Here is a 20,836-nt window from a genome sequence, read left to right as displayed (position 1 = left end):
CCGTCGACCCCGACACTGCCGAGCCACGAGGTCGATCGCAAGACTGTTGCGAGGGGCCGAAGGCGTGTACTCGCACGCGGGCGGTGTCGCCGAGAGGCCACTTTGATCCGGGCCGGGACAGATTTCTCCGGGAACCGCGGGGACACCTGATGATACCTCCGTGCGGGCCCGTCGCGGGCTGCTCTCGCGTACCTTCGGAGCGTGCCGGAGCCGACCGCAGACGACGAGCCCCGCCTGCTCGACGCGGTCCTGGACCGCGCGGGGGGCCTGGTGCACCGCCACCCCCGCCGGGCCGAGCGCCTCGCCGTGTGGGCCGACCGTCGCGCCGAGCGCGCCGCCGACCGCAGCCGCCTGGCCCGGGCCAGGTACGTGCGGGCCCAGATCATGACCGAGCGCGGAGAGCTCGACGCCGCCCTGGCGCTCATCGCCGACGCTCGGCGGTGGTGGAGCGAGGCCGGGCACACCCTGGCCGCCCTGCGCACCGACCTGGGGCGCATGCACGTCCTCGACGACCTGGGGCGCCACCACGAGGCCATCGAGGTGGGCGAGCGGCTGTCGGCCGCCCTCGCCGAGCTGGGCACGGCGGGTCCCGCGGACGACGGGCAGGAGGCCCGCTACGTGCGGGCCCACGCCGTGAAGAACCTGGGGGTCGCCTACGGGCTGGTCGGCAGGCACACCGAGGCGCTCGAGGCCTACGCCCGAGCCGCGGACGAGTACGCCGCCCTGGGCCGGCACGACGAGACCGCGCTGCCCCTGGCCAACACCGGGCTCGAGCTGCTCGCGCTGGGCCGTCCGGTCGAGGCGCTGGCGGCCTTCGACAGGGCGATCGAGATCTTCGAGCGGGCCGACGACCCCGCGTTCGCCGCGCAGTGCCGGGGCGACGCCGCCCAGGCGCACCGCCAGCTCGGGCAGGTCGGCGAGGCCCTGCGGCTGCTGGAGGAGGCCCGAGGCAGCCTGGAGCGGCTGGGGGCCCTCACCGAGGCCGTGCGGTTGCGGCTCGCGCTGGCCCAGACCCACCTGGCCGTCGGGCTGTGGGACGAGGCGCGCGAGGCCGCCGGCTCGGCGGCGACCCAGGCCGCCGGGTCGGGGCTGCGCCACGACGAGGCACGCGCGCGCTTCCTGGTGTCGCTGTGCGACCTCGCGGAGCACCGGTGCGGGTCGGCGCTCGAGGAGCTGCAGCGGGCCGGGGCGCTCTTCGCCGAGGTCGACGACCGCCAGCACCTGGCCAGGGTGGCGCTGGCGCGTGCGCAGGGCCTGGCGGGGCTGGGCGCGGAGGACGAGGCGCGCGAGGCGGCGGACGAGGCGGTCGCCTTGCTGGAGGCGGGGGGCTGGCAGGTGCCGCTGGTGAGCGCACGGCTGCTGCGGGCGGACCTGGCCACCGACCCGGCCGAGGCCGAGGAGCGCCTGGGGGCGGTGGCCGCGCTGGTGGCCGGCCTCGACCTGCCCGAGCTCAGCTACGAGCACGAGCTGCGCACGGCCAGGGTGCTGCGCTCCCGCGGTGAGCTGGACCTGGCCGCCGACCACCTGGTGCGGGCCCTGGCCGCGCTCGAGCGCGCGGCCGGGTCGCTGCCCGACTACGCGTTGCTGACGGCGTTCCGCATGCACCGCTCGCAGGCGCACGGCGAGCTGGTCGAGGTGCTGCTCGAGCGTGGCGGACCGGGGGACGTCGCCGCGGCCAGCCACGTGGCCGACGACGTCCGGGCGCGCACGCTCGCCGACCTGCTCGCCCGAGCCGCGGGCCGGGGACCGGTCCTGTCGGCGGCGGGCCGCGACCTGGGTGAGGCGTACGCCGAGCTGCAGGCGCAGTACCTCGCCGAGGAGCAGGCCCCGCCCGCGACGCCGACCCGGACCCGCGACCTCGAACGGCGGGTCAGCAGCCTGCGCACGCGCCACCTGGGCGGGGCCGCCGGACCGGGCGTGCGCGAGCGCCGGGCGGGACGCCGGGACGTGCTGGTGCCGACGCTGGCCTACCACGTCTCGGGCGACGACCTGCTGGCCTTCGTGCACCGGCCCGACCGGGTCGAGGCGCGGCGGCTGCCCGGGGTCGTGGGCCGCCTGGGCCGCCTGCTCGACGACCTCGACGACCAGTGGAGCCGTGCCGCGATCGCCTCGGCGCACCTCGCCTCCGGCGCCCGGCCCCTGGTCGGGTCGGCCCGGGCCACGCTGCGCGACCTCCACGACCTGCTCATCGAGCCGGTCGCCGACCTGCTCGTCGGCCTGGGGCCCCGGTTGTGCGTGGTGCCGGACGGGGAGATGGGGACCGTGCCGTTCGCTGCCCTGCACGACGGGCAGGCCCACCTCCTCGAACGGTGGACGATCACCCAGGCCCCGAGCCTGCTGGACGCGGACGGGGCCGCCCCGGCCCTCCCGAGGGCCGCGCGGGCGGTGGTCGCCGGCGTGCCCGACGAGGACGCGCCCCTGGTCGAGCAGGAGGCGCGGGCCGTCGCCGGCTGCCACCCCGGTGCTGTCCTCCTGGCGGGCCCGGAGGCCACGGTGGCGGCGCTGTCCGCCTCCGTGGCCGGCGCCGACGTGGTGCACGTGGCCTGCCACGGGCTGCACCAGCCGCAGGACCCGCTCTTCTCCCGGCTGCGGCTGCACGACCGTTGGCTGCCCTCGGCCGAGGTCGTCCAGCTCGACCTCGACGGTGCCCTGGTGGTGCTCAGCGCCTGCCAGTCGGGCACCCATGCCAGCCAGCGCGAGCCGGTCGGCCTGGCCTGGGCCTTCCTGGCGGCGGGGGCGGCGGGCGTGGTGGTCTGCCAGTGGCACGTGGCGGACGCGACGACCGCGGAGGTGATGGCGGCCCTGCACCGCGCGCTCGCGTCGGGGACGCCCGCCGACGAGGCGCTCAGGGCCGCGCAGCGCGACGCCGTGGCGGGCGGGCTGCACCCCTACTTCTGGGGCGCCTTCGCGCTGGTCGTGGGCCCGACCAGGGCGCGCGCGGTGTCGGCGCAGCGACTCCTTGATCCGACGGAGGCAGCGGTCTAGTCCACCGGTGACCTCGCGCGGGTGAGGCTCGTTGACTGGGTGTCGTGACCGCCGACACATGGAACCAGCCTGCCGATGCCACAGCACTCGTCGTCGCCCACCGGGCCGTCGTACGCCGACGGTCGTGCGCCGCTGTCCGACGCCGACCTGCTGCGCCGCATCCGCGCCGGCCACACCGAGTCGTGGGACGTCCTCATCGACCGGCACCAGCGGCTGGTGTACAGCGTGGCCCTGCGTAGCGGCCTGGACCCCGAGGACGCCGTCGACGTCGCCCAGTCGACCTTCCTGGCCCTGCTCGAGTCACAGGACTCGGTCAAGGACGACGAGCGCCTGGTGGGGTGGCTGGTCACCGTGACCCGACGCCAGGCCTGGCGGGTCAGGGAGCGGCGCAACCGCGAGCGTCCCGCGGCCCAGCCGCAGTCGCTCGACCCCGACGGGCTCGTCGACGGCGGAGGGCTGCTCGACTGGGAGCAGCTCAGCGTGCTGCACACGGCGCTCGACCAGCTCGGGAGCCCGTGCCGAGAGCTCCTCACGGCGCTCTACCTCGACGTGCGTCGGCCCACCTACGCCCAGGTCGCCCGCGAGATGGGGCGCTCCATCGGTGGCATCGGCCCGCTGCGCGGACGGTGTCTCTCCCGGCTGCGCCAGCTCGTGGCGGAGGCGTCGTGAACGCCTCGGAGCCCCGCCCCCCGCGCGCGCTGGCCGCCGACTGGGTGGAGGGGCGCCTGTCGGCCCAGGACGCGGAGCACGCGGCCCGGCTGGCGGGGTCCGACCCCGACTTCCGCGCCGAGGCGGACTTCGTCCGAGAGGTGCTCGCGGCCGGTCAGGTGATGCCCCTGGTCGAACCGCCCCCGGTGCTGCGCCAACGACTGCGCCAGTCCTTCCAGCAGTGGCACCGCGCGCCGTCCTCGCGGGTCTCCCAGCTCCTCGAGGTGGTCGCCTCGCTCGTCTTCGACAGCCACCGCCACCAGCTGGGCCTGGCCACCCGAGGCGCTGCGGCGACCATGCCGGGGCCGGCGCGCCACCTCGTCTACCGCTGCGAGCTGGCCGACCTGATGGTCGAGGCCCGGGTCGACGAGGACGCCGACCAGGTCGACCTGCGCGGCCAGGTCCTCCTCAGCCACGACACCGGTTCCCCGATCTTCACAGCGGAGGTCCTCTGCCCCGACCGGGCGACGCTGTCGGTCGACGCCGACGCCGTCGGCCGCTTCAGCGTGCTGGCGCCGCGAGGCGCCACGGAGCTGAGGGTGAGCAACGGGGAGATGACGATCATCGCCGAGCTCGACCTGCAGACCGAGGAGTCCTGATGAAGACCACGTCCCTGAGAGCCGTCGCCGCCGCCGTCCTGGCGGGGGCCCTGCTGGCCGTGCCTTCCCCCTCGTCGGGGGACCGGCGCGACGACGAGCGCGACGGGCGCGGCACCGACATCGTGGTGAAGCTCGACCCGGCCAGCGGCTACACCGCCCAGGACGTGGAGCGCGACTTCCCCGTCGTCCTGCACGACGACGTGCTGGCGTCGCGCCAGGTCTACCTCTACCGCCCCACCGACCCCGAGGCGTGGGACGGCGACGACGACGAGAAGGACGCCGCGGAGCTGGCCAAGGACATCGAGAAGCACGACGGGGTCGTCTTCGCCGAGCCCGACGTCCGCACCGTCCTGGCCGACGGCCACTACCACAGCTGGCCGCAGGGGACGCCGAGGAAGATCGGCAAGAAAAGCAAGGCGTTCCTGCGCCAGCCGCTGGCCAAGCAGTTCAAGCTCAAGCGGGTCCACCGGATCAGCACGGGCCAGGGGGTGCGGGTCGCGGTGCTCGACACGGGCGTCGCCCGGAGCCACCCCGTCCTGCGCGGGCACCTGCGGGACGGCTACGACTACGTCGACGACGACAGCCGTCCGGTCGACCGTGCGCGTGGCCTCGACGGCAACCAGAACGGTGTCGTGGACGAGGCCTACGGCCACGGCACCTTCGTCGCCGGCATGGTGCTGCTCGTCGCCCCCGACGTCACGATCGTCCCGATGCGGGTCCTCGACAGCGACGGCGCCGGCAGCATCTACCTGGTCGCGCAGGCGATCTGGGACGCCACCGAGCTCGGCGTCGACGTCGTCAACCTCAGCCTCGGCACCTCCGGCCGGGTCGAGTCCGACCTGGTCGACGAGGCCATCGAGCACGCGCACGCGCACGGTGTCGAGGTCGTGGCGGCAGCCGGCAACTCGGCCCAGGACCGCAAGGCCTATCCCGCGGAGCTGGACAAGGTGCTGAGCGTGACGTCGGTCTCGGTCGGCAAGGACTCGGTCTCGAAGTTCGCCAACTGGGGCGACTGGGTCGACGTGGCGGCGCCCGGCAGCCGGGTCCGCGGGCCGGTGCCCTCGCGCGGCTTCGCCCGGTGGGCGGGCACCTCGATGGCTGCGCCCCAGGTCAGCGGTCAGGTGGCGCTGCTGCGCGCTGCGGGCGCCGACCGCAAGGACGGGGAGAAGGCCGTGCAGGAGACCGCGCGCGAGTTCGACGAGGACGAGCGCAAGCGGATCAAGCACGGCACGGTCGACCTGCTCTCGAGCCTGCGCTACCTCGCCTCCCGCTGAGCCCGGGTGCCGGCCCTCAAGCGGGCTCGGCGGCCAGGCGGCGCCCGATCTCGAGCGCCTGCTCGGTGGCGCTGCCGAAGGCGAACTCGAACCGCTTGGCGGTCGTGAAGTAGCGGTGCGCCTCGCCGTCGAGGTCGATGCCGACACCACCGTGGACGTGCACGGTGGTGTGCGCCAGGCGGTGCGCGGCGTCGGCCGCCCAGAGCTTGGCCACGGCGACCTCGGTGTCGGCGGGCAGGCCCTCGGCCAGCCGCCACACCGCCGACCAGAGCACCAGCCGCTGGCCCAGCACGTCGATGTAGCCGTCGGCCAGGCGCTGCGAGACGGCCTGGAAGGTGCCGATCGGACGCCCGAACTGCTCACGGGTGCGCGCGTAGCCGGCGGTGAGCTGCAGCGCCTCCTGGGTCACCCCGAGGAGCTCGGCGGCGGTGCAGACGGTCAGCAGGTGGCCGAGCCGGGCAGCCGTGGCGTCGCCGGGGGCCCCGACCGGCTCGGCGGGCGTGCGTCCGAGGTCGAGACGCGCCACGGTGTCGCCGTCGCTGGTGCGCCCGGTCGCCATCCCCAGTCCCGGCGCCCCCGCCTCCACGAGGAACACGCCCACGCCCTCCGGCGTGCTCGCGCTGACCAGGTACGCCGCGGCGGCGGCGCCGGCGCGCACCAGCACCTTGGTGCCGCTGAGCACCCACCCGTCGGCGTGCGGCTCGGCGGCGACGACCGGGCGGGACGGCAGGTGGCTGCGCTCCTCGGCGACCGCGGCAGTGAGCACGACGGTGCCCCCACCCGCCGCGGGGAGCCAGCGGGCCTGCTGGTCGGCGCCGGCGTGCTCGGCCAGCAGCAGGGCCGCGGCGCCGTGCACGGCCAGCGGCACCGGCGCGACGCGACGGCCCACCTCGACCAGCACCCGGCACAGCTCGACGAGGCCGAGCCCCGCGCCGCCGTGGGCCTCGGGGACCGCCAGCGACAGCAGGCCCGCGGAGCCGAGCTCGGCCCACAGCTCGCGGTCGAAGCGGTCGCCCGCGGCCTCGACGGCGCGCAGCCGCTCGGTGCCGGTCCGGTCGGCCAGGATGCGTGCGGCGAGCTCGGCCGCCTCGTCCTGCTCGGGGGAGAACGTGAAGTCCATCCTGGTCACCTCTTCGCTGCCGGCAGGCCCAGGCCCACGTAGCCGATGATGTCTCGTTGGATCTCGTTGGTGCCGCCGCCGAAGGTCATCACCAGGGCGGAGCGGTGGTAGCGCTCGAGCCGCCCGGCGAGCACCGCGCCCTCGGAGCCGGCGGCGAGGCCGGCCTGCGGCCCGACCACCTCCATCAGGGAGCGGTAGACCTCGGTGGCCAGCTCGGAGCCGTAGATCTTGGTGGCCGAGGCCTCGGCGGGCGAGAGGTCGACGCCCCGGTCGGCGTCGGAGGCCAGCTTCCAGTTCAGCAGGGTCAGCATCTCGATGCGGGCGTGCGCGCGACCGAGCGCGACCTGCACCCACTCGGTGTCGATCACCCGCTGGCCGTCGGGGTTCTTGGTCTCCTGCGCCCATCGGCGCACCTGCGCCAACGACTGGGTCAGCGGGGCCGACGACGTCAGTGCAACCCGCTCGTGGTTGAGCTGGTTGGTCATCAGCGACCAGCCGCCGTTGAGCTCGCCCACCAGGTTGCCGACCGGCACCCGCACGTCCTCGTAGTAGGTGGCGCTGGTGCCGACCCCGGCGACCGTGTGCACCGGGGTGTAGGAGAAGCCGGGGGAGTCGGCCGGCACCAGGATCATCGACAGGCCCTTGTGCCGCGGGAGGTCGGGGTCGGTGCGGCAGGCCAGCCACAGCCAGTCGGCGTACTGGACCAGCGAGGTCCACATCTTCTGGCCGTTGATCACGAACTCGTCGCCCTCCCGCACCGCGCGGGTGCGCAGCGAGGCGAGGTCGGTGCCCGAGCCGGGCTCGGAGTAGCCGATGGAGAAGTGCAGCTCACCGGCCAGGATGCGGGGCAGGAAGTACTCCTTCTGCTCCTCGGTGCCGTAGCGCATGATCGTGGGCCCGACCGTGTTGAGCGTCAGGTAGGGGATGGGCACGCCGTAGTCGGCCGCGACGTCGGTGAAGATGAGCTGGTCGAGCATCGAGCGGGCCTGCCCGCCGTACTCGGTGGGCCAGCCGATGCCCAGCCAGCCGTCGCTGCCGAGCCGGCGGATGACGTCCTTGTAGACACCGGCCTCGCCGAACTCCCCGGTGGCCGCCGACAGGCCGGCGCGCACCTCGGGGGTGACCAGGGCGTGGAAGTACTCGCGCAGCTCCTCCCGGAGGGCGAGCTGCTCGGGCTCGAGGGCCAGGTGCATGGTGGACTCCGGGTCTGCTCGGGGGATCGAGGCGGTCGTACGGGGCCGCGCTCGGCGCGTGTGGCTGGCGCCACACGTCAGAAAACTATAACCTGTTCTCGTTTTGGTCCACCGGCACGACTGGGAGATCCACCATGAGCGGCACGACGAGCAGCACGCCCCGCCTCCTCGACGCGGGGACCGCGCCGGAGCGCTACGCGCGGGGCTGGCACTGCCTGGGCCTGGCGAGCACCTTCGCCGACGGCAGGCCGCACAGCGTCGCCGGCTTCGGCGGTCAGCTGGTCGTCTGGCAGGACTCGCAGGGCGGCCTCAACGTCCTCGACTCCTACTGCCGCCACATGGGCGGCGACCTGTCGCAGGGCAGCGTGAAGGGTGACGAGATCGCCTGCCCGTTCCACGACTGGCGCTGGGGCGGCGACGGGCGCTGCAAGTCGATCCCGTACGCGCGGCGGGTGCCGCTGCGTGCCCGCACCCAGACCTACGCCACCGTCGTGCGCAACGACCAGCTGCTGATCTGGCACGACCCCGAGGGCTCCGCGCCCGACCACGACCTGCTGCCGCCCGAGCTGCCCGGCGTCGGCACCGACGAGTACACCGGCTGGTCGTGGGAGGTGGTGCCGATCGAGGGGTCCAACTGCCGCGAGCTGATCGACAACGTGGTCGACATGGCGCACTTCTACTACGTGCACCTGTCCTTCCCGACGAGCTTCCGCAACGTCTTCGAGGGGCCCCGCGCCACGCAGTACATGGAGTCCAAGGGGCGCCCCGACGTCAGCGGCGGCTACGGCGACGAGGACCTCTTCCTGAGGTCGGAGGCCACCTACTACGGGCCGTCGTACATGATCAACTGGCTCGACGTGGACTACAAGGGCTTCCGCACCGAGGTGGTGCTGATCAACTGCCACATCCCGACCGGGCCCGACTCGTTCACGCTGCAGTACGGCATCACCGTCAAGAAGCCCGAGGGTCTCGACGAGGCCACCGCGCAGTTCATCGCCGCCAAGTACGCCGACATGTTCGGCAGCGGCTTCCTCCAGGACGTGGCCATCTGGAAGAACAAGGTGCCGGTGCAGAACCCGCTGCTCTGCGAGGAGGACGGGCCGGTCTACCAGCTGCGCCGCTGGTACGAGCAGTTCTACGTCGACGTCGCCGACGTGCGCCCCGACATGACCGAGCGCTTCGAGTTCGAGGTCGACACCACGAAGGCCAACGAGTACTGGCAGCAGGAGGTGGCCGCGAACCTCGAGCGGCGCAAGGCCGACGACGCGGCCGCGGCCACCCGGGACTCGAGCGTCATGACGGGCACCTGATGGCCTCGTTCGTGCCCACCAGCGCCGAGACGCTGGAGGACCAGCGGCTCTACACCCAGGCCCGGCTCAGCACCGTCGCGTGCCTGGGCTGCGGGGCCGAGGTCGGGGTCAAGAAGAACAGCGAGCACCACACCTCGATCCAGTGGAGCACCGCGGCCCGCGAGCGGTGCCCCGAGCTGTCGGGACGCCCGTCCGACCCCTCCGGTCGCGGTCTCCAGCAGGGCTGCGGGCGGCTGGTCGCGAGCATCGAGGCCGCTGTGCGGGACGGAGCGGTCCCCGTCGGGGCCGAGGACGGATACTGAGGCCGTGGACACCGACATCTTCGAGCTCGAGGTCGTCGAGGTGGTAGAGGAGACCGCCGACGCCCGCTCCATCTCGTTCCGGGTCCCCGAGGGCGCCGAGGAGCACTTCCGCTACCGCCCGGGGCAGTTCCTGACCCTGGCCGTCCCCTCGGACCAGACCGGTGTCGCGGCCCGCTGCTACTCGCTCTCCTCGAGCCCCCACGACGACGGCCCGCTGACCGTGACGGTCAAGCGCACCGTCGACGGCTACGCCTCCAACTGGATCTGCGACCACCTGCGCCCGGGCTCGACCATCCGGTCGCTGGCCCCGAGCGGCATCTTCACCCCCGCCTCGCTCGACGCCGACCTGCTGCTCTTCGCGGGCGGCAGCGGCGTCACGCCGGTGATGTCGATCCTGCGCACCGCGCTGGCCCGTGGCACCGGACGCATCGTGCTGTTCTACGCCAACCGCGACGAGCGCTCGGTGATCTTCGCCGCCGAGCTGCGCCGGCTGGCCGCCGAGCACCCCGAGCGGCTGCACGTCGTGCACTGGCTGGAGTCGGTGCAGGGGCTGCCGGACCAGGCGCAGCTGCGGGCCTTCGCCGCCGAGCACGTCGACCGCGACGCCTTCGTGTGCGGTCCGGCGCCCTTCATGAAGGCCACCGTGGCCGCGCTGCGCGACCTCGACTTCCCGCGGGCCCGTCGGCACCAGGAGAAGTTCGTCTCGCTCGGGGGCAACCCCTTCGGGGAGGCCGTGGTCGTCGAGGTGACCGACACCGGCCCCGAGGCCGGCCCCGAGGTCGGCCCCGCGAGCCTGGAGGTGGAGCTCGACGGCACCACCCACTCCTTCGACGACTGGCAGCGCGGCACCACGATGCTCGAGCACCTCGAGGCCAAGGGCGTGCCCGCCCCGTTCTCGTGCCGCGAGGGGGAGTGCTCGGCGTGCGCGGTCAGGCTGCTGGAGGGCGAGGTCACGATGAGGCACAACGACGTCCTCGACGCCGAGGACCTGGCCGACGGCATCCGGCTGGCCTGCCAGTCGCTGCCGGCCGCCGACGCCGTCCGGGCGACGTACCACTGAGCCGTCCCGCCGCCGGGCCGCACCGGGTGCTGCACGACGCGGCAACGTGAAATCCACGGGACGGTAACAGCGCTCCCAGGCCCGCGAGGGCCCACGCTCCGGTCTAGACCAGAAGTTCAAATGGTTGGCAACAGGTGTCGCGGGGGAACAGGGGTCGTTGAGATGGGTGTCCGCACCCGCCACCGACTCCCCTGGAGACCCTCATGGTCACCCCCGCCGTGCTCCTCGCCGTGCTCCTCGTCTGCTGCGCCGCCGCCCTCGCGTCGGGCCCGGTGGGCGAGCGCCAGCGCTCCCGCGAGCGCAACCGGCGGCTGCGCTACGTCGAGCGCCACCCGCAGCGGGTCAACCTCGGTGACATCGAGACGCTGATGCGTGCCCACGAGCTGCCCGAGGAGGAGATCCGCCTGCTCTCGGCGAAGGCCCGCAGCCGCGGGATCCGCCCGCTGACGATGTGGATGTGGATCCAGCAGCGCGGCGTGCACACCCTCGCCGTCGTGGTGGCGGCCGACCTGTCCCACGAGGAGCTCATCGCCCACCTTGCGCACGGCACCGTGCCCGACCTCGCCGAGCTCGAGGTCTTCGCCGCGCTCAACGGGCTGACCCGCTCGGGTGCCGAGCCGACCCGCACGGTGCTGGGCACCTCGGCCGCCGTGGCGCCGCCGAGCCGGCCCGCGGCCCCCTCCGTCGGTCCGCGCACCCCGCTGGGCGGCCCGGCCGAGCCCGCCCGACGCGCACTGCCGCCGGTCACCGACCCGGGGTCGTGGCCCTACGGCGACATCCGCGACATCCTCGGCACCGACGGGCGCGACGGCTACGCCGCCTAAGGCGTCACCAGCCGCGCTCGCGCCACTGCGCGAGGTGCGGGCGCTCCGCCCCGATCGTCGAGTCGTCCCCGTGCCCGGGGTAGAACCAGGTCTCGTCGGGCAGCGTGGCGAAGATCTTGTGCTCCACCTCGTCGACGAGCTGGCGGAAGGCCGCCTCGTCGCCGAACGTCGCGCCCACCCCGCCCGGGAAGAGCGAGTCGCCGGTGAACAGGTGGGGCTGCCCCTCCGGGTCGTCGTACCTCAGCGCCACCGAGCCGGGGGTGTGCCCGGCGATCGCCAGGACCTCGAGGCGGCACCGCCCGACCTCCACGGTGTCGCCGTGCGCCAGCCGGCGGGTGACCTCGACGCCGGTCTGCTCCGTGACGGCGTCGGCGTCGGGCTCCCCGACGAGCACGGCGGCCCCGGTCGCCGCCACCACGGGCGCGAGGGCGCGGTGGTGGTCCCAGTGCTGGTGGGTGGTGACCACGCAGGCCAGCCCGGCACCGCCCACGAGCGGGAGCAGCGTGTCGGGCTCGGCCGCGGCGTCGACCAGCAGCTGCTCACCGGTCTCGCGGCAGCGCAGCAGGTAGCAGTTGTTCGACATCTCCGGGTCGACCGCGACCTTGGTGATGCTCAGGTGGGCCAGCTCGCGCACCTGCGGGTCGCTGCCGGGCCGGACGTCTCCTCGGTAGGTCATGGGCCCAGCATGCCGCGGCGGGCGTGACGAACGGCGCACCGGCCGGGTGTGGGTCGCAGGCCGTCGCGCTGGCACCGTTGTCGGTGGCGGGTGGCAGTGTGGCGACAGCGTGACGACAACGTGCGTCCGCAGCGGCGCCGCCGTACCATCGCGAACGCGTGTTCGATCGACCAGGGAGACTTCGTGCAGGACCAGCTCATCATCCGGGGTGCCCGGGAGCACAACCTCAAGGACGTCTCGATCGACCTGCCCCGGGACTCCCTGATCGTCTTCACGGGCCTGTCCGGCTCGGGCAAGTCGTCCTTGGCGTTCGACACCATCTTCGCCGAGGGCCAGCGTCGCTACGTCGAGTCGCTGTCGGCGTACGCCCGCCAGTTCCTGGGCCAGATGGACAAGCCCGACGTCGACTTCATCGAGGGGCTCTCGCCCGCGGTCTCGATCGACCAGAAGTCGACCTCGAAGAACCCGCGCTCGACGGTCGGCACCATCACCGAGGTCTACGACTACCTGCGGCTGCTCTACGCGCGGGCCGGCCGCCCGCACTGCCCCACCTGCGGTGCCCCCATCGAGCGGCAGACGCCGCAGCAGATCGTCGACCGGGTGCTGGCCCTCGAGGAGGGGCGTCGGTTCCAGGTGCTGGCGCCGGTCATCCGCGGGCGCAAGGGCGAGTACGTCGACCTGTTCTCCCAGCTGCAGACCCAGGGGTTCTCGCGGGCCCGGGTCAACGGCGAGACGCACACCCTCGACGCGCCGCCGACCCTCGACAAGCAGAAGAAGCACACGATCGAGGTCGTCGTCGACCGGCTCTCGGTCAAGGAGTCGAGCAAGCGCCGCCTCACCGACTCGGTCGAGACCGCCCTCGGGCTCGCCGGCGGGCTCGTGGTCTTCGACTTCGTCGACCTCCCGGCCGACGACGAGCACCGCGAGCTGCGCTTCAGCGAGAAGATGGCCTGCCCCAACGAGCACCCCATCGACGTCGACGAGCTCGAGCCGCGCTCCTTCTCCTTCAACTCGCCCTTTGGCGCCTGCCCGGCCTGCACCGGCCTGGGCACCCGCATGGAGGTCGACGGCGAGCTGGTGGTGCCCAACCCGGCCGCGACGCTGGGGGAGGGCGCGATCCAGCCGTGGAGCCACGCCCACGTCTCCGACTACTTCCTGCGCCTGCTCGGCGCCCTCGGCGGCGAGCTCGGCTTCGACCTCAACACGCCCTGGGAGGAGCTGACCGCCTCCGCGCGCAAGGCGATCCTGGACGGCCACTCCCGCAAGGTCCACGTCGTCACCCGCAACCGCTACGGGCGCGAGCGCGCCTACGACGCGGCCTTCGAGGGCGTGCGCTCCTACGTCGAGCGCCGCCACCGCGAGGCGGAGTCCGACACCAGCCGCGAGCGCTTCGAGAGCTTCATGCGCGAGGTGCCCTGCCCCACCTGCGACGGCTCGCGCCTCAAGTCGGTCTCGCGCTCGGTGACGCTGACCTCGGTCGCCGACGGCGAGCCGCGCCGCGCCGGCATCGCCGAGGTCTGCGCGCTGCCCATCAACGAGGCCTCGCAGTTCCTCAGCGAGCTCGACATGACCAGCCGCGAGCGCCAGATCGGCGAGCGGGTGCTCAAGGAGATCCACGAGCGCCTGCAGTTCCTGCTCGACGTCGGTCTCGACTACCTCTCCCTCGACCGGCCCTCGGGCTCGCTGTCGGGCGGCGAGGCGCAGCGCATCCGCCTGGCCACCCAGATCGGCGCCGGCCTGGTCGGGGTGCTCTACGTGCTCGACGAGCCCTCCATCGGCCTGCACCAGCGCGACAACCAGCGCCTCATCGAGACGCTGCTGCGGCTCAAGGACCTCGGCAACACCCTGATCGTCGTCGAGCACGACGAGGACACGATCAAGGTCGCCGACTGGGTCGTCGACATCGGTCCCGGCGCCGGCGAGCACGGCGGCCAGGTCGTGCACAGCGGCACCGTGCAGGACCTCTACGACCACCCCGACTCGATGACCGGGCAGTACCTCTCGGGCCGACGCGAGATCCCGGTGCCCGCCGTGCGCCGCCCGCGCACCAAGGGCCGCGAGCTCAAGGTCCTGGGGGCGCGCGAGCACAACCTGGCCGACGTCGACGTCTCGTTCCCGCTCGGGCTCTTCGTGGCCGTCACCGGCGTCTCCGGCTCGGGCAAGTCGACCCTGGTCAACGACATCCTCTACACCTCGCTGGCCAAGCAGATCTACAACGCCCGCTCCCTGCCCGGGCGCCACCGCGCGATCACCGGCACCGAGCACGTCGACAAGGTGATCCACGTCGACCAGTCGCCCATCGGGCGCACCCCGCGCTCGAACCCCGCGACCTACACCGGTGTCTTCGACCACGTGCGCAAGCTCTTCGCGGCCACGCCCGAGGCCAAGATGCGCGGCTACCTCCAGGGCCGGTTCTCCTTCAACGTCAAGGGCGGGCGCTGCGAGGCCTGCTCGGGCGACGGCACGCTCAAGATCGAGATGAACTTCCTGCCCGACGTCTACGTGCCGTGCGAGGTCTGCCACGGCGCGCGCTACAACCGCGAGACGCTCGAGGTGCACTACAAGGGCAAGACCATCGCCGAGGTCCTCGACATGCCGATCGAGGAGGCCGTCGACTTCTTCGCCGCGGTGCCCGCGATCTCGCGGCACCTGACCACGCTGGTCGAGGTGGGCCTCGGCTACGTCCGCCTCGGGCAGCCGGCCACGACCCTCTCGGGCGGCGAGGCGCAGCGCGTCAAGCTCTCCGCCGAGCTGCAGAAGCGCTCCACCGGCCGCACCGTCTACGTGCTCGACGAGCCCACCACCGGGCTGCACTTCGAGGACATCCGCAAGCTGCTGCTGGTGCTGGGCCGCCTGGTCGACTCCGGCAACACGGTGCTGGTCATCGAGCACAACCTCGACGTCATCAAAACCGCCGACTGGCTGGTCGACATGGGTCCCGAGGGCGGCTCCCGCGGCGGGCTCGTGGTCGCCGAGGGCACCCCCGAGCAGGTGGCTGCGGTGCCCGAGAGCCACACGGGCCGCTACCTGGCCCCGCTGCTGGAGGGCAAGGAGGCCGAGCAGCCCGCCGGGATGCTGGCCGCCGACGAGGCGCCCGCCCCGGTGCGCGCCACCCGGCGCCAGGCCGCGGCGCGCGCCGCCAACGAGCGCGCGGCGACCACCCGGCGTACGCCCGCGAAGAAGACGAGGAAGCCGACCGCCAAGAAGTAGGTGCCCCATGTGGGGGTGTGCAGGGTGCTCGCCGCCTGCCTAGGCTGAGGCCATGAGCCAGCGAGCATCCTCGAGCCCGATCAGCCGCCGCCACGCCCTGGGCGGAGCAGCCGGGGTGGGCCTGGGGCTGCCGCTCCTGGCCGCCTGCGGCGGGAGCGACGACGACGCCGCGGCCACCGACACCGAGACCAGCGCGGGGGTCGAGGCGGGGACCCCGCTGACCACCACCGACGCCGTCCCGGTCGGCAGCGGGGTGATCCTCGCCGAGGAGAAGGTCGTGGTGACCCAGCCGAGCGAGGGCGAGTTCAAGGCCTACGCCAACATCTGCACCCACCAGGGCTGCGCGCTCGAGAGCATCAGCGCCGACGGCATCCGCTGCCCCTGCCACGGCTCGGTCTTCGACGTGGCCACCGGCGAGCCGACCGACGGTCCTGCCGACAGCCCGTTGAACGAGCTGCCCATCACCGTCGACGGCGACTCGATCACCCTGGCCTGAGCGCCGGGCCGTCCCCGGCGGCTCGTAGGCTGGGGCGGTGCCCGACCGACCCGCCCGACCAGCCGCACGCAGTGCCCGCGGCCCGCAGTCCTACCGGCCCGAGCCGGGCTCGATCCCGACCGGTCCCGGGGTCTACCGCTTCCGCGACGCCAAGGGCCGCGTGGTCTACGTCGGCAAGGCCAAGAACTTGCGGGCCCGGCTGTCGTCGTACTTCCAGGACATCGCCCACCTGCACCAGCGCACCGCCACGATGGTCACCACGGCGGCCAGCGTCGAGTGGACCGTGGTCAACACCGAGGTCGAGGCGCTGCAGCTGGAGTACTCCTGGATCAAGGAGTACGACCCGCGCTTCAACGTCAAGTACCGCGACGACAAGTCCTACCCGTGGCTCGCGGTGACCGTGGGGGAGGAGTTCCCCCGGGTGATGGTCGGGCGGGGCGCCAAGCGCAAGGGCACCCGCTACTTCGGCCCCTACAGCCACGCCTGGGCGATCCGCGAGACCGTCGACATCCTGCTGCGGGTCTTCCCGATGCGCTCGTGCAGCAACGGCGTCTTCAAGCGCTCCGCCCAGATCGGGCGGCCCTGCCTGCTCGGCTACATCGACAAGTGCTCCGCGCCCTGCGTGGGGCAGGTCAGCGCCGAGGAGCACCGCGAGATCGTCGACGACTTCTGCGACTTCATGGGCGGGCAGACGCGGCCGTTCCTGCGCCGCATCGAGAAGCAGATGTACGCCGCCTCCGAGGCCATGGACTTCGAGAAGGCCGCCCGGCTGCGCGACGACCTCGGCGCGATGCAGCGGGCCCTGGAGAAGCAGGCGGTGGTGCTGGGCGACGGTGCCGACGCCGACGTGATCGCGCTGGCCGAGGACCCGCTCGAGGTCGCGGTGCAGATCTTCTACGTGCGCGGCGGGCGGATCCGCGGCCAGCGCGGCTGGGTCGCCGACCGGGTCGAGGAGGGCGGCACCGCCGAGCTCGTCGAGCACTTCCTGCTGCAGCTCTACGCGGGCGACTCCGAGTCGATCCCGCGCGAGATCCTGGTGCCGGCGCTGCCTACCGACCACGCGACCTTCGAGGAGCTGCTCAGCGAGCTGCGCGGCTCGCGGGTGCAGATCCGGGTGCCCCAGCGCGGTGACAAGAAGACGCTCCAGGAGACCGTGGCCTCCAACGCCGCCCAGGCGCTGGTGCTGCACAAGACCAAGCGCGCCAGCGACCTGACCACGCGCAACCGGGCCCTGGAGGAGATCCAGGAGGCGCTCGAGCTCGACGACGTGCCGCTGCGCATCGAGTGCTACGACGTCTCGAACCTCCAGGGCACCGAGGTGGTGGCCTCGATGGTGGTCTTCGAGGACGGGCTGGCCCGCAAGGGCGAGTACCGCAAGTTCGTCATCAAGGGCGTCGACGGCCAGAACGACGTCGCCTCGATGCACGAGGTGATCACGCGGCGCTTCCGCCGCCTGCTCGACGAGCAGGCCCGCTCCCAGACCGTCGAGGGCCAGGACGGGCCGATGCTCGTGGACCCCGAGACCGGCCGCCCCCGCAAGTTCGCCTACTCCCCGGGCCTGGTGGTCGTCGACGGCGGCCCGCCGCAGGTCGCCGCCGCCGTGCGCGCGCTCGACGAGCTCGGCATCGACGACGTACCCGTCTGCGGGCTGGCCAAGCGGCTCGAGGAGGTGTGGGTGCCCGGCCAGGAGGACCCGGTCATCCTGGCCCGGTCGTCCGAGGGTCTCTACCTGCTCCAGCGCATCCGCGACGAGGCGCACCGCTTCGCCATCACCCACCACCGCAGCCGGCGCTCGAAGACGATGGTCGAGAGCGTCCTGGACGACGTGCCGGGCCTGGGCGAGGTGCGGCGCAAGACGCTGCTGACGCACTTCGGCTCGTTGAAGAAGCTGCGCGCCGCAACCGTGGAGGAGATCTCGCAGGTGCCGGGCATCGGTGCGCGCACGGCCGCCTCGATCAAGGCCGCGGTCGCCCCCGAGGGCGGCTCCGGGGAGACTGCTCCGGTCATCGTTTCGGTGAACACCGCCACGGGAGAGATCGAGGAAGCATGACCCAGCAGCAACCGACCACCGGACCGCTCGTCGTGGTCACCGGGATGACCGGCGCCGGGCGCAGCACCGCGGCCAAGGAGCTGGAGGACCTCGGCTACTACGTCGTCGACAACCTGCCGCCCAGCCTGCTGCGCGACGTCGTCCGGCTGGTCGACGAGAGCCAGGGCGCCGGGCAGCCGATCGCGGTGGTCGTCGACGTGCGCTCGGGCTCCTTCTTCGGCTCGCTGCAGGCGAACCTGGCCCAGCAGGCCACCGGCCGCCGCGCCACGCTGGTCTTCCTGGAGGCCACCGACGACGTCTTGGTGCGCCGCCAGGAGGCCGCCCGGCGCCCGCACCCCCTGCAGGGCAGCGGCCGGCTCCTCGACGGTCTCGAGCGGGAGCGGGTCGTGCTGGCCGACCTGCGTGGCGAGGCCGACCTGGTCATCGACACCTCGGCGCTCAACGTGCACCAGCTCACCGCGCGCATCCGGGAGGCCTTCGGGTCCCCGGAGTCGACCGACCTGCGCATCCGGGTCGTGAGCTTCGGGTTCAAGTACGGCATACCCGTCGACGCCGACTACCTCGCCGACATGCGCTTCCTGCCCAACCCGCACTGGATCCCCGAGCTGCGCCCCCACACCGGGCGCGACCAGGAGGTCTCCGACTACGTGCTCTCGCAGCCCGGCGCCGCGGAGTTCCTCGACGGCTACCTGCCGGTCCTGACCGGGGTGGCCGAGGGCTACCTGCGCGAGGGCAAGCGCTTCATGCGGGTCGCCATCGGCTGCACCGGCGGCAAGCACCGCAGCGTCGCGATGACCGAGGAGATCACCCAGCGCCTCGTCGACCTCGGGCTGCGGGCCACGGCCACCCACCGTGACCTGGGCCGCGAGTGAGCGCCGCGTGACGCCCTCCCGACCCACCGACCGGGCCCAGTCGGTGGTGGCCCTCGGCGGCGGGCACGGCCTGCACGCCTCGCTGCGTGCGCTGCGGCGCCTGGTCGACGAGGTGGTGGTCGACGACCTGACCGCGGTGGTCACGGTCGCCGACAACGGCGGTTCGTCCGGCCGGCTGCGCGGCGAGTTCGGCGTGCTGCCGCCCGGTGACCTGCGGATGGCGCTGGCGGCCCTGTGCGGTCTCGACGAGTGGGGCGGCACCTGGGAACGGGTGCTGCAGCACCGCTTCGCCGGCGAGGGCGAGATGAACGGCCACGTGGTCGGCAACCTGCTGATCGTGGCCCTGTGGGAGCAGCTCGGCGACCACGTGCAGGCCCTCGACCTGGTCGGCCGCCTCCTCGGCTCCACCGGCAGGGTGCTCCCGATGGCCCTGACCCCGCTCGACATCACCGCGCAGGTGCGCGGCACCGACCCCGCCGACCCCGACGGGCTCACCCTGGTCCGCGGGCAGGTCGAGGTCGCCACCACCGACGGGGTGATCACCCGCGTCGACCTCGAGCCCGACGCCCCGCTGGCCTGCCCCGAGGCGCTGCAGGCCGTGGCCGACGCCGACTGGGTGGTGCTGGGCCCCGGCTCGTGGTTCAGCTCGGTGATCCCGCACCTGCTGGTGCCCGACCTGCGGCGGGCCCTGGTCGAGACCGAGGCGCGCGCCGTGGTCGTGCTCAACCTCGAGGAGCAGCCGGGGGAGACCGGGGGGTTCGGGCCCGCCGACCACCTCGCCGTGCTCGTCGAGCACGCCCCCGAGCTGGCCGTGCACACCGTCCTCGCCGACACCCGGATGGACCCCGCGGAGCACGAGCACCTGCGCGAGGTCGTGGGTGCCGCTGGGGCGCGGCTCGTCGTCGCCGACGTGGCCTCCGACGACGGCACCCCGCGCCACGACCCGGCCAAGCTGGCAGCGGCGTACGAGCAGATCATGCTGGGACAGGAGGCCGGCCCCGACGCCGACCTCGTGGCGCGACCGTGATCGTGGCAGGATCAGCGGCATGGCGATGACGGCACAGGTGAAGGCGGAGCTCGCCTCCACCCAGATCACGAAGACGTGCTGCCGCAAGGCCGAGGTGGCCTCGATGCTGCGCTTCGCCGGGGGGCTGCACATCGTCAGCGGCCGCATCGTGGTGGAGGCAGAGCTCGACACCGGTGCCGCGGCCCGGCGCCTGCGCCGCGACGTCTCAGAGGTCTACGGGGCCCAGTCCGACGTGGTGATGGTGCAGGGCAACGGCATCCGCAAGGGCAGCCGCTACATCGTGCGCGTGGTCAAGGACGGCGAGTCGCTGGCCCGCCAGACCGGGCTGCTCGACCAGCGCGGCCGGCCGGTGCGCGGGCTGCCGCCCGCGGTCGTCGCCGGCGGCGGCTGCGACTCGGTGGCCGCCTGGCGGGGCGCGTTCCTGGCCCACGGCTCGCTCACCGAGCCCGGCCGGTCCTCCTCGCTCGAGGTCACCTGCCCCGGCTCCGAGGCGGCCCTGGCCCTGGTGGGCGTGGCGCGACGCCTCGGCATCCAGGCCAAGGCCCGCGAGGTGCGCGGGGTTGACCGGGTCGTCATCCGCGACGGCGACGCCATCGGCCAGCTGCTCACCCGGCTCGGTGCCCACGAGTCGCTGATGGCCTGGGAGGAGCGCCGGATGCGGCGCGAGGTGCGGGCCACCGCCAACCGTCTCGCCAACTTCGACGACGCCAACCTGCGCCGCTCGGCGCGCGCGGCCGTCGCGGCCGGTGCCCGGGTCGAGCGGGCCATGGAGATCCTCGGCGACGAGGTGCCCGACCACCTCAAGCTCGCCGGCACCCTGCGCCTGGAGCACAAGCAGGCCTCCCTCGAGGAGCTCGGGCAGCTGCACGAGCCGGTGCTCACCAAGGACGCCATCGCCGGGCGCATCCGGCGGCTGCTGGCGATGGCCGACAAGCGCGCCGAGGACCTCGGCATCCCCGACACGGAGTCCTCGTTGACCCCGGAGATGATGGCCGAGGAGGGCTGAGGCCCGGTCCGGCACGGCTGCGGCACCCGGTTACCGGGACGTACGCCGGGACGGGGCTGCGACCTCGCCGACGGTGGCGATAGGGTCGGGCTGCACGCCGCTCCGGTCCCGGGGCGGGCCGTCA

General features: G+C 73.4%; 17 protein-coding genes. 14 read left to right on the top strand and 3 right to left on the bottom strand.

Annotation, left to right across the window (positions count from 1 at the left end; translation table 11 throughout):
* Window positions 1-201 precede the first annotated feature (201 nt).
* The 4 genes from H0S66_RS18500 to H0S66_RS18485 all read left to right on the top strand — a co-directional run bounded on the left by H0S66_RS18500 (window position 202) and on the right by H0S66_RS18485 (window position 5,566).
* Window positions 202-2,985: a CHAT domain-containing tetratricopeptide repeat protein gene (locus H0S66_RS18500; protein ID WP_179616668.1), complete on the top strand. Its 2,784-nt coding sequence runs from the start codon at window positions 202-204 to the stop codon at window positions 2,983-2,985.
* Between the two features lie 75 nt (window positions 2,986-3,060).
* Window positions 3,061-3,654, top strand: coding sequence for an RNA polymerase sigma factor (locus H0S66_RS18495; protein ID WP_179616667.1), 594 nt, complete (start codon window positions 3,061-3,063; stop codon window positions 3,652-3,654).
* Window positions 3,651-4,292 (top strand): hypothetical protein, encoded by a 642-nt coding sequence (locus tag H0S66_RS18490; protein WP_179616666.1) that lies wholly within the window; start codon window positions 3,651-3,653, stop codon window positions 4,290-4,292. The genes H0S66_RS18495 and H0S66_RS18490 overlap by 4 nt, the downstream gene beginning before the upstream one ends.
* Window positions 4,292-5,566 (top strand): S8 family peptidase, encoded by a 1,275-nt coding sequence (locus H0S66_RS18485; RefSeq protein ID WP_179616665.1) that lies wholly within the window; start codon window positions 4,292-4,294, stop codon window positions 5,564-5,566. Before H0S66_RS18490 ends, H0S66_RS18485 begins: the two co-directional genes overlap by 1 nt.
* A 16-nt stretch (window positions 5,567-5,582) precedes the next feature.
* Here the strand turns inward: H0S66_RS18485 and H0S66_RS18480 are convergent, their stop codons facing one another.
* Window positions 5,583-6,686 carry an acyl-CoA dehydrogenase family protein gene (locus H0S66_RS18480; protein ID WP_179616664.1) on the bottom strand — a complete coding sequence of 368 codons (1,104 nt, stop codon included), beginning with the start codon at window positions 6,684-6,686 and terminating at the stop codon, window positions 5,583-5,585.
* A 5-nt stretch (window positions 6,687-6,691) separates the two neighbouring features.
* Window positions 6,692-7,879, bottom strand: a complete 1,188-nt coding sequence (locus H0S66_RS18475) for an acyl-CoA dehydrogenase family protein (RefSeq protein WP_179616663.1) — start codon at window positions 7,877-7,879, stop codon at window positions 6,692-6,694.
* 134 nt (window positions 7,880-8,013) lie between these two features.
* On the opposite strand from H0S66_RS18475, the gene H0S66_RS18470 reads away from it, so the two are divergent.
* The 4 genes from H0S66_RS18470 (at window position 8,014) to H0S66_RS18455 (ending at window position 11,375) form a co-directional block, all read left to right on the top strand.
* Entirely contained in the window at window positions 8,014-9,189 is a 1,176-nt protein-coding gene (locus H0S66_RS18470) for a 3-ketosteroid-9-alpha-monooxygenase, oxygenase component (protein WP_179616662.1), read from the top strand.
* On the top strand, window positions 9,189-9,491 hold the full coding sequence (locus H0S66_RS18465; RefSeq protein WP_179616661.1) for a hypothetical protein: 303 nt from the start codon (window positions 9,189-9,191) through the stop codon (window positions 9,489-9,491). Before H0S66_RS18470 ends, H0S66_RS18465 begins: the two co-directional genes overlap by 1 nt.
* Before the next feature lie 4 nt (window positions 9,492-9,495).
* A complete protein-coding gene (locus tag H0S66_RS18460; protein WP_179616660.1) occupies window positions 9,496-10,551 on the top strand; it encodes a ferredoxin--NADP reductase in 1,056 nt (351 codons plus the stop codon).
* A 203-nt stretch (window positions 10,552-10,754) separates the two neighbouring features.
* A complete protein-coding gene (locus tag H0S66_RS18455) occupies window positions 10,755-11,375 on the top strand; it encodes a hypothetical protein (protein ID WP_179616659.1) in 621 nt (206 codons plus the stop codon).
* Window positions 11,376-11,379: 4 nt separating this feature from the next.
* On the opposite strand, the gene H0S66_RS18450 is transcribed toward H0S66_RS18455, so the two are convergent.
* Window positions 11,380-12,051, bottom strand: a complete 672-nt coding sequence (locus H0S66_RS18450) for an MBL fold metallo-hydrolase (protein WP_179616658.1) — start codon at window positions 12,049-12,051, stop codon at window positions 11,380-11,382.
* Between the two features lie 183 nt (window positions 12,052-12,234).
* Between H0S66_RS18450 and uvrA the strand changes: the two genes are divergently transcribed.
* From uvrA to whiA, 6 genes are read left to right on the top strand one after another with little or no spacing between them, the layout of a single operon-like run.
* Complete coding sequence (uvrA, locus tag H0S66_RS18445; protein WP_179616657.1) at window positions 12,235-15,261, top strand: excinuclease ABC subunit UvrA; 3,027 nt, start codon at window positions 12,235-12,237, stop codon at window positions 15,259-15,261.
* A gap of 52 nt (window positions 15,262-15,313) precedes the next feature.
* Complete coding sequence (locus tag H0S66_RS18440; protein WP_179616656.1) at window positions 15,314-15,757, top strand: Rieske (2Fe-2S) protein; 444 nt, start codon at window positions 15,314-15,316, stop codon at window positions 15,755-15,757.
* A gap of 37 nt (window positions 15,758-15,794) precedes the next feature.
* Window positions 15,795-17,807 carry an excinuclease ABC subunit UvrC gene (uvrC, locus tag H0S66_RS18435; RefSeq protein ID WP_179616655.1) on the top strand — a complete coding sequence of 671 codons (2,013 nt, stop codon included), beginning with the start codon at window positions 15,795-15,797 and terminating at the stop codon, window positions 17,805-17,807.
* A complete protein-coding gene (gene rapZ / locus H0S66_RS18430; RefSeq protein WP_179616654.1) occupies window positions 17,804-18,679 on the top strand; it encodes an RNase adapter RapZ in 876 nt (291 codons plus the stop codon). The genes uvrC and rapZ overlap by 4 nt, the downstream gene beginning before the upstream one ends.
* Before the next feature lie 7 nt (window positions 18,680-18,686).
* Window positions 18,687-19,706, top strand: a complete 1,020-nt coding sequence (locus H0S66_RS18425) for a gluconeogenesis factor YvcK family protein (RefSeq protein ID WP_258016986.1) — start codon at window positions 18,687-18,689, stop codon at window positions 19,704-19,706.
* A gap of 19 nt (window positions 19,707-19,725) precedes the next feature.
* Entirely contained in the window at window positions 19,726-20,712 is a 987-nt protein-coding gene (gene whiA, locus H0S66_RS18420; RefSeq protein ID WP_179616653.1) for a DNA-binding protein WhiA, read from the top strand.
* Window positions 20,713-20,836: the final 124 nt, after the last annotated feature.

This window comes from Nocardioides marinisabuli, assembly GCF_013466785.1.
Lineage (GTDB): Bacteria > Actinomycetota > Actinomycetes > Propionibacteriales > Nocardioidaceae > Nocardioides > Nocardioides marinisabuli.
Note: the sequence above shows the minus strand (reverse complement) of the source record. Positions and strands in the feature narration are given on the sequence as shown.

Bases quoted from the DNA above. Each gene is read 5' to 3' on its own strand.
- H0S66_RS18455 (WP_179616659.1), top strand. From the start codon at position 10,755: ATGGTCACCCCCGCCGTGCTCCTCGCCGTGCTCCTCGTCTGCTGCGCC.
- H0S66_RS18470 (WP_179616662.1), top strand. From the start codon at position 8,014: ATGAGCGGCACGACGAGCAGCACGCCCCGCCTCCTCGACGCGGGGACC.
- H0S66_RS18475 (WP_179616663.1), bottom strand. From the start codon at position 7,879: ATGCACCTGGCCCTCGAGCCCGAGCAGCTCGCCCTCCGGGAGGAGCTG.
- H0S66_RS18465 (WP_179616661.1), top strand. From the start codon at position 9,189: ATGGCCTCGTTCGTGCCCACCAGCGCCGAGACGCTGGAGGACCAGCGG.
- H0S66_RS18450 (WP_179616658.1), bottom strand. From the start codon at position 12,051: ATGACCTACCGAGGAGACGTCCGGCCCGGCAGCGACCCGCAGGTGCGC.
- rapZ (WP_179616654.1), top strand. From the start codon at position 17,804: ATGACCCAGCAGCAACCGACCACCGGACCGCTCGTCGTGGTCACCGGG.
- H0S66_RS18495 (WP_179616667.1), top strand. From the start codon at position 3,061: ATGCCACAGCACTCGTCGTCGCCCACCGGGCCGTCGTACGCCGACGGT.
- H0S66_RS18440 (WP_179616656.1), top strand. From the start codon at position 15,314: ATGAGCCAGCGAGCATCCTCGAGCCCGATCAGCCGCCGCCACGCCCTG.
- H0S66_RS18485 (WP_179616665.1), top strand. From the start codon at position 4,292: ATGAAGACCACGTCCCTGAGAGCCGTCGCCGCCGCCGTCCTGGCGGGG.
- H0S66_RS18480 (WP_179616664.1), bottom strand. From the start codon at position 6,686: ATGGACTTCACGTTCTCCCCCGAGCAGGACGAGGCGGCCGAGCTCGCC.
- whiA (WP_179616653.1), top strand. From the start codon at position 19,726: ATGGCGATGACGGCACAGGTGAAGGCGGAGCTCGCCTCCACCCAGATC.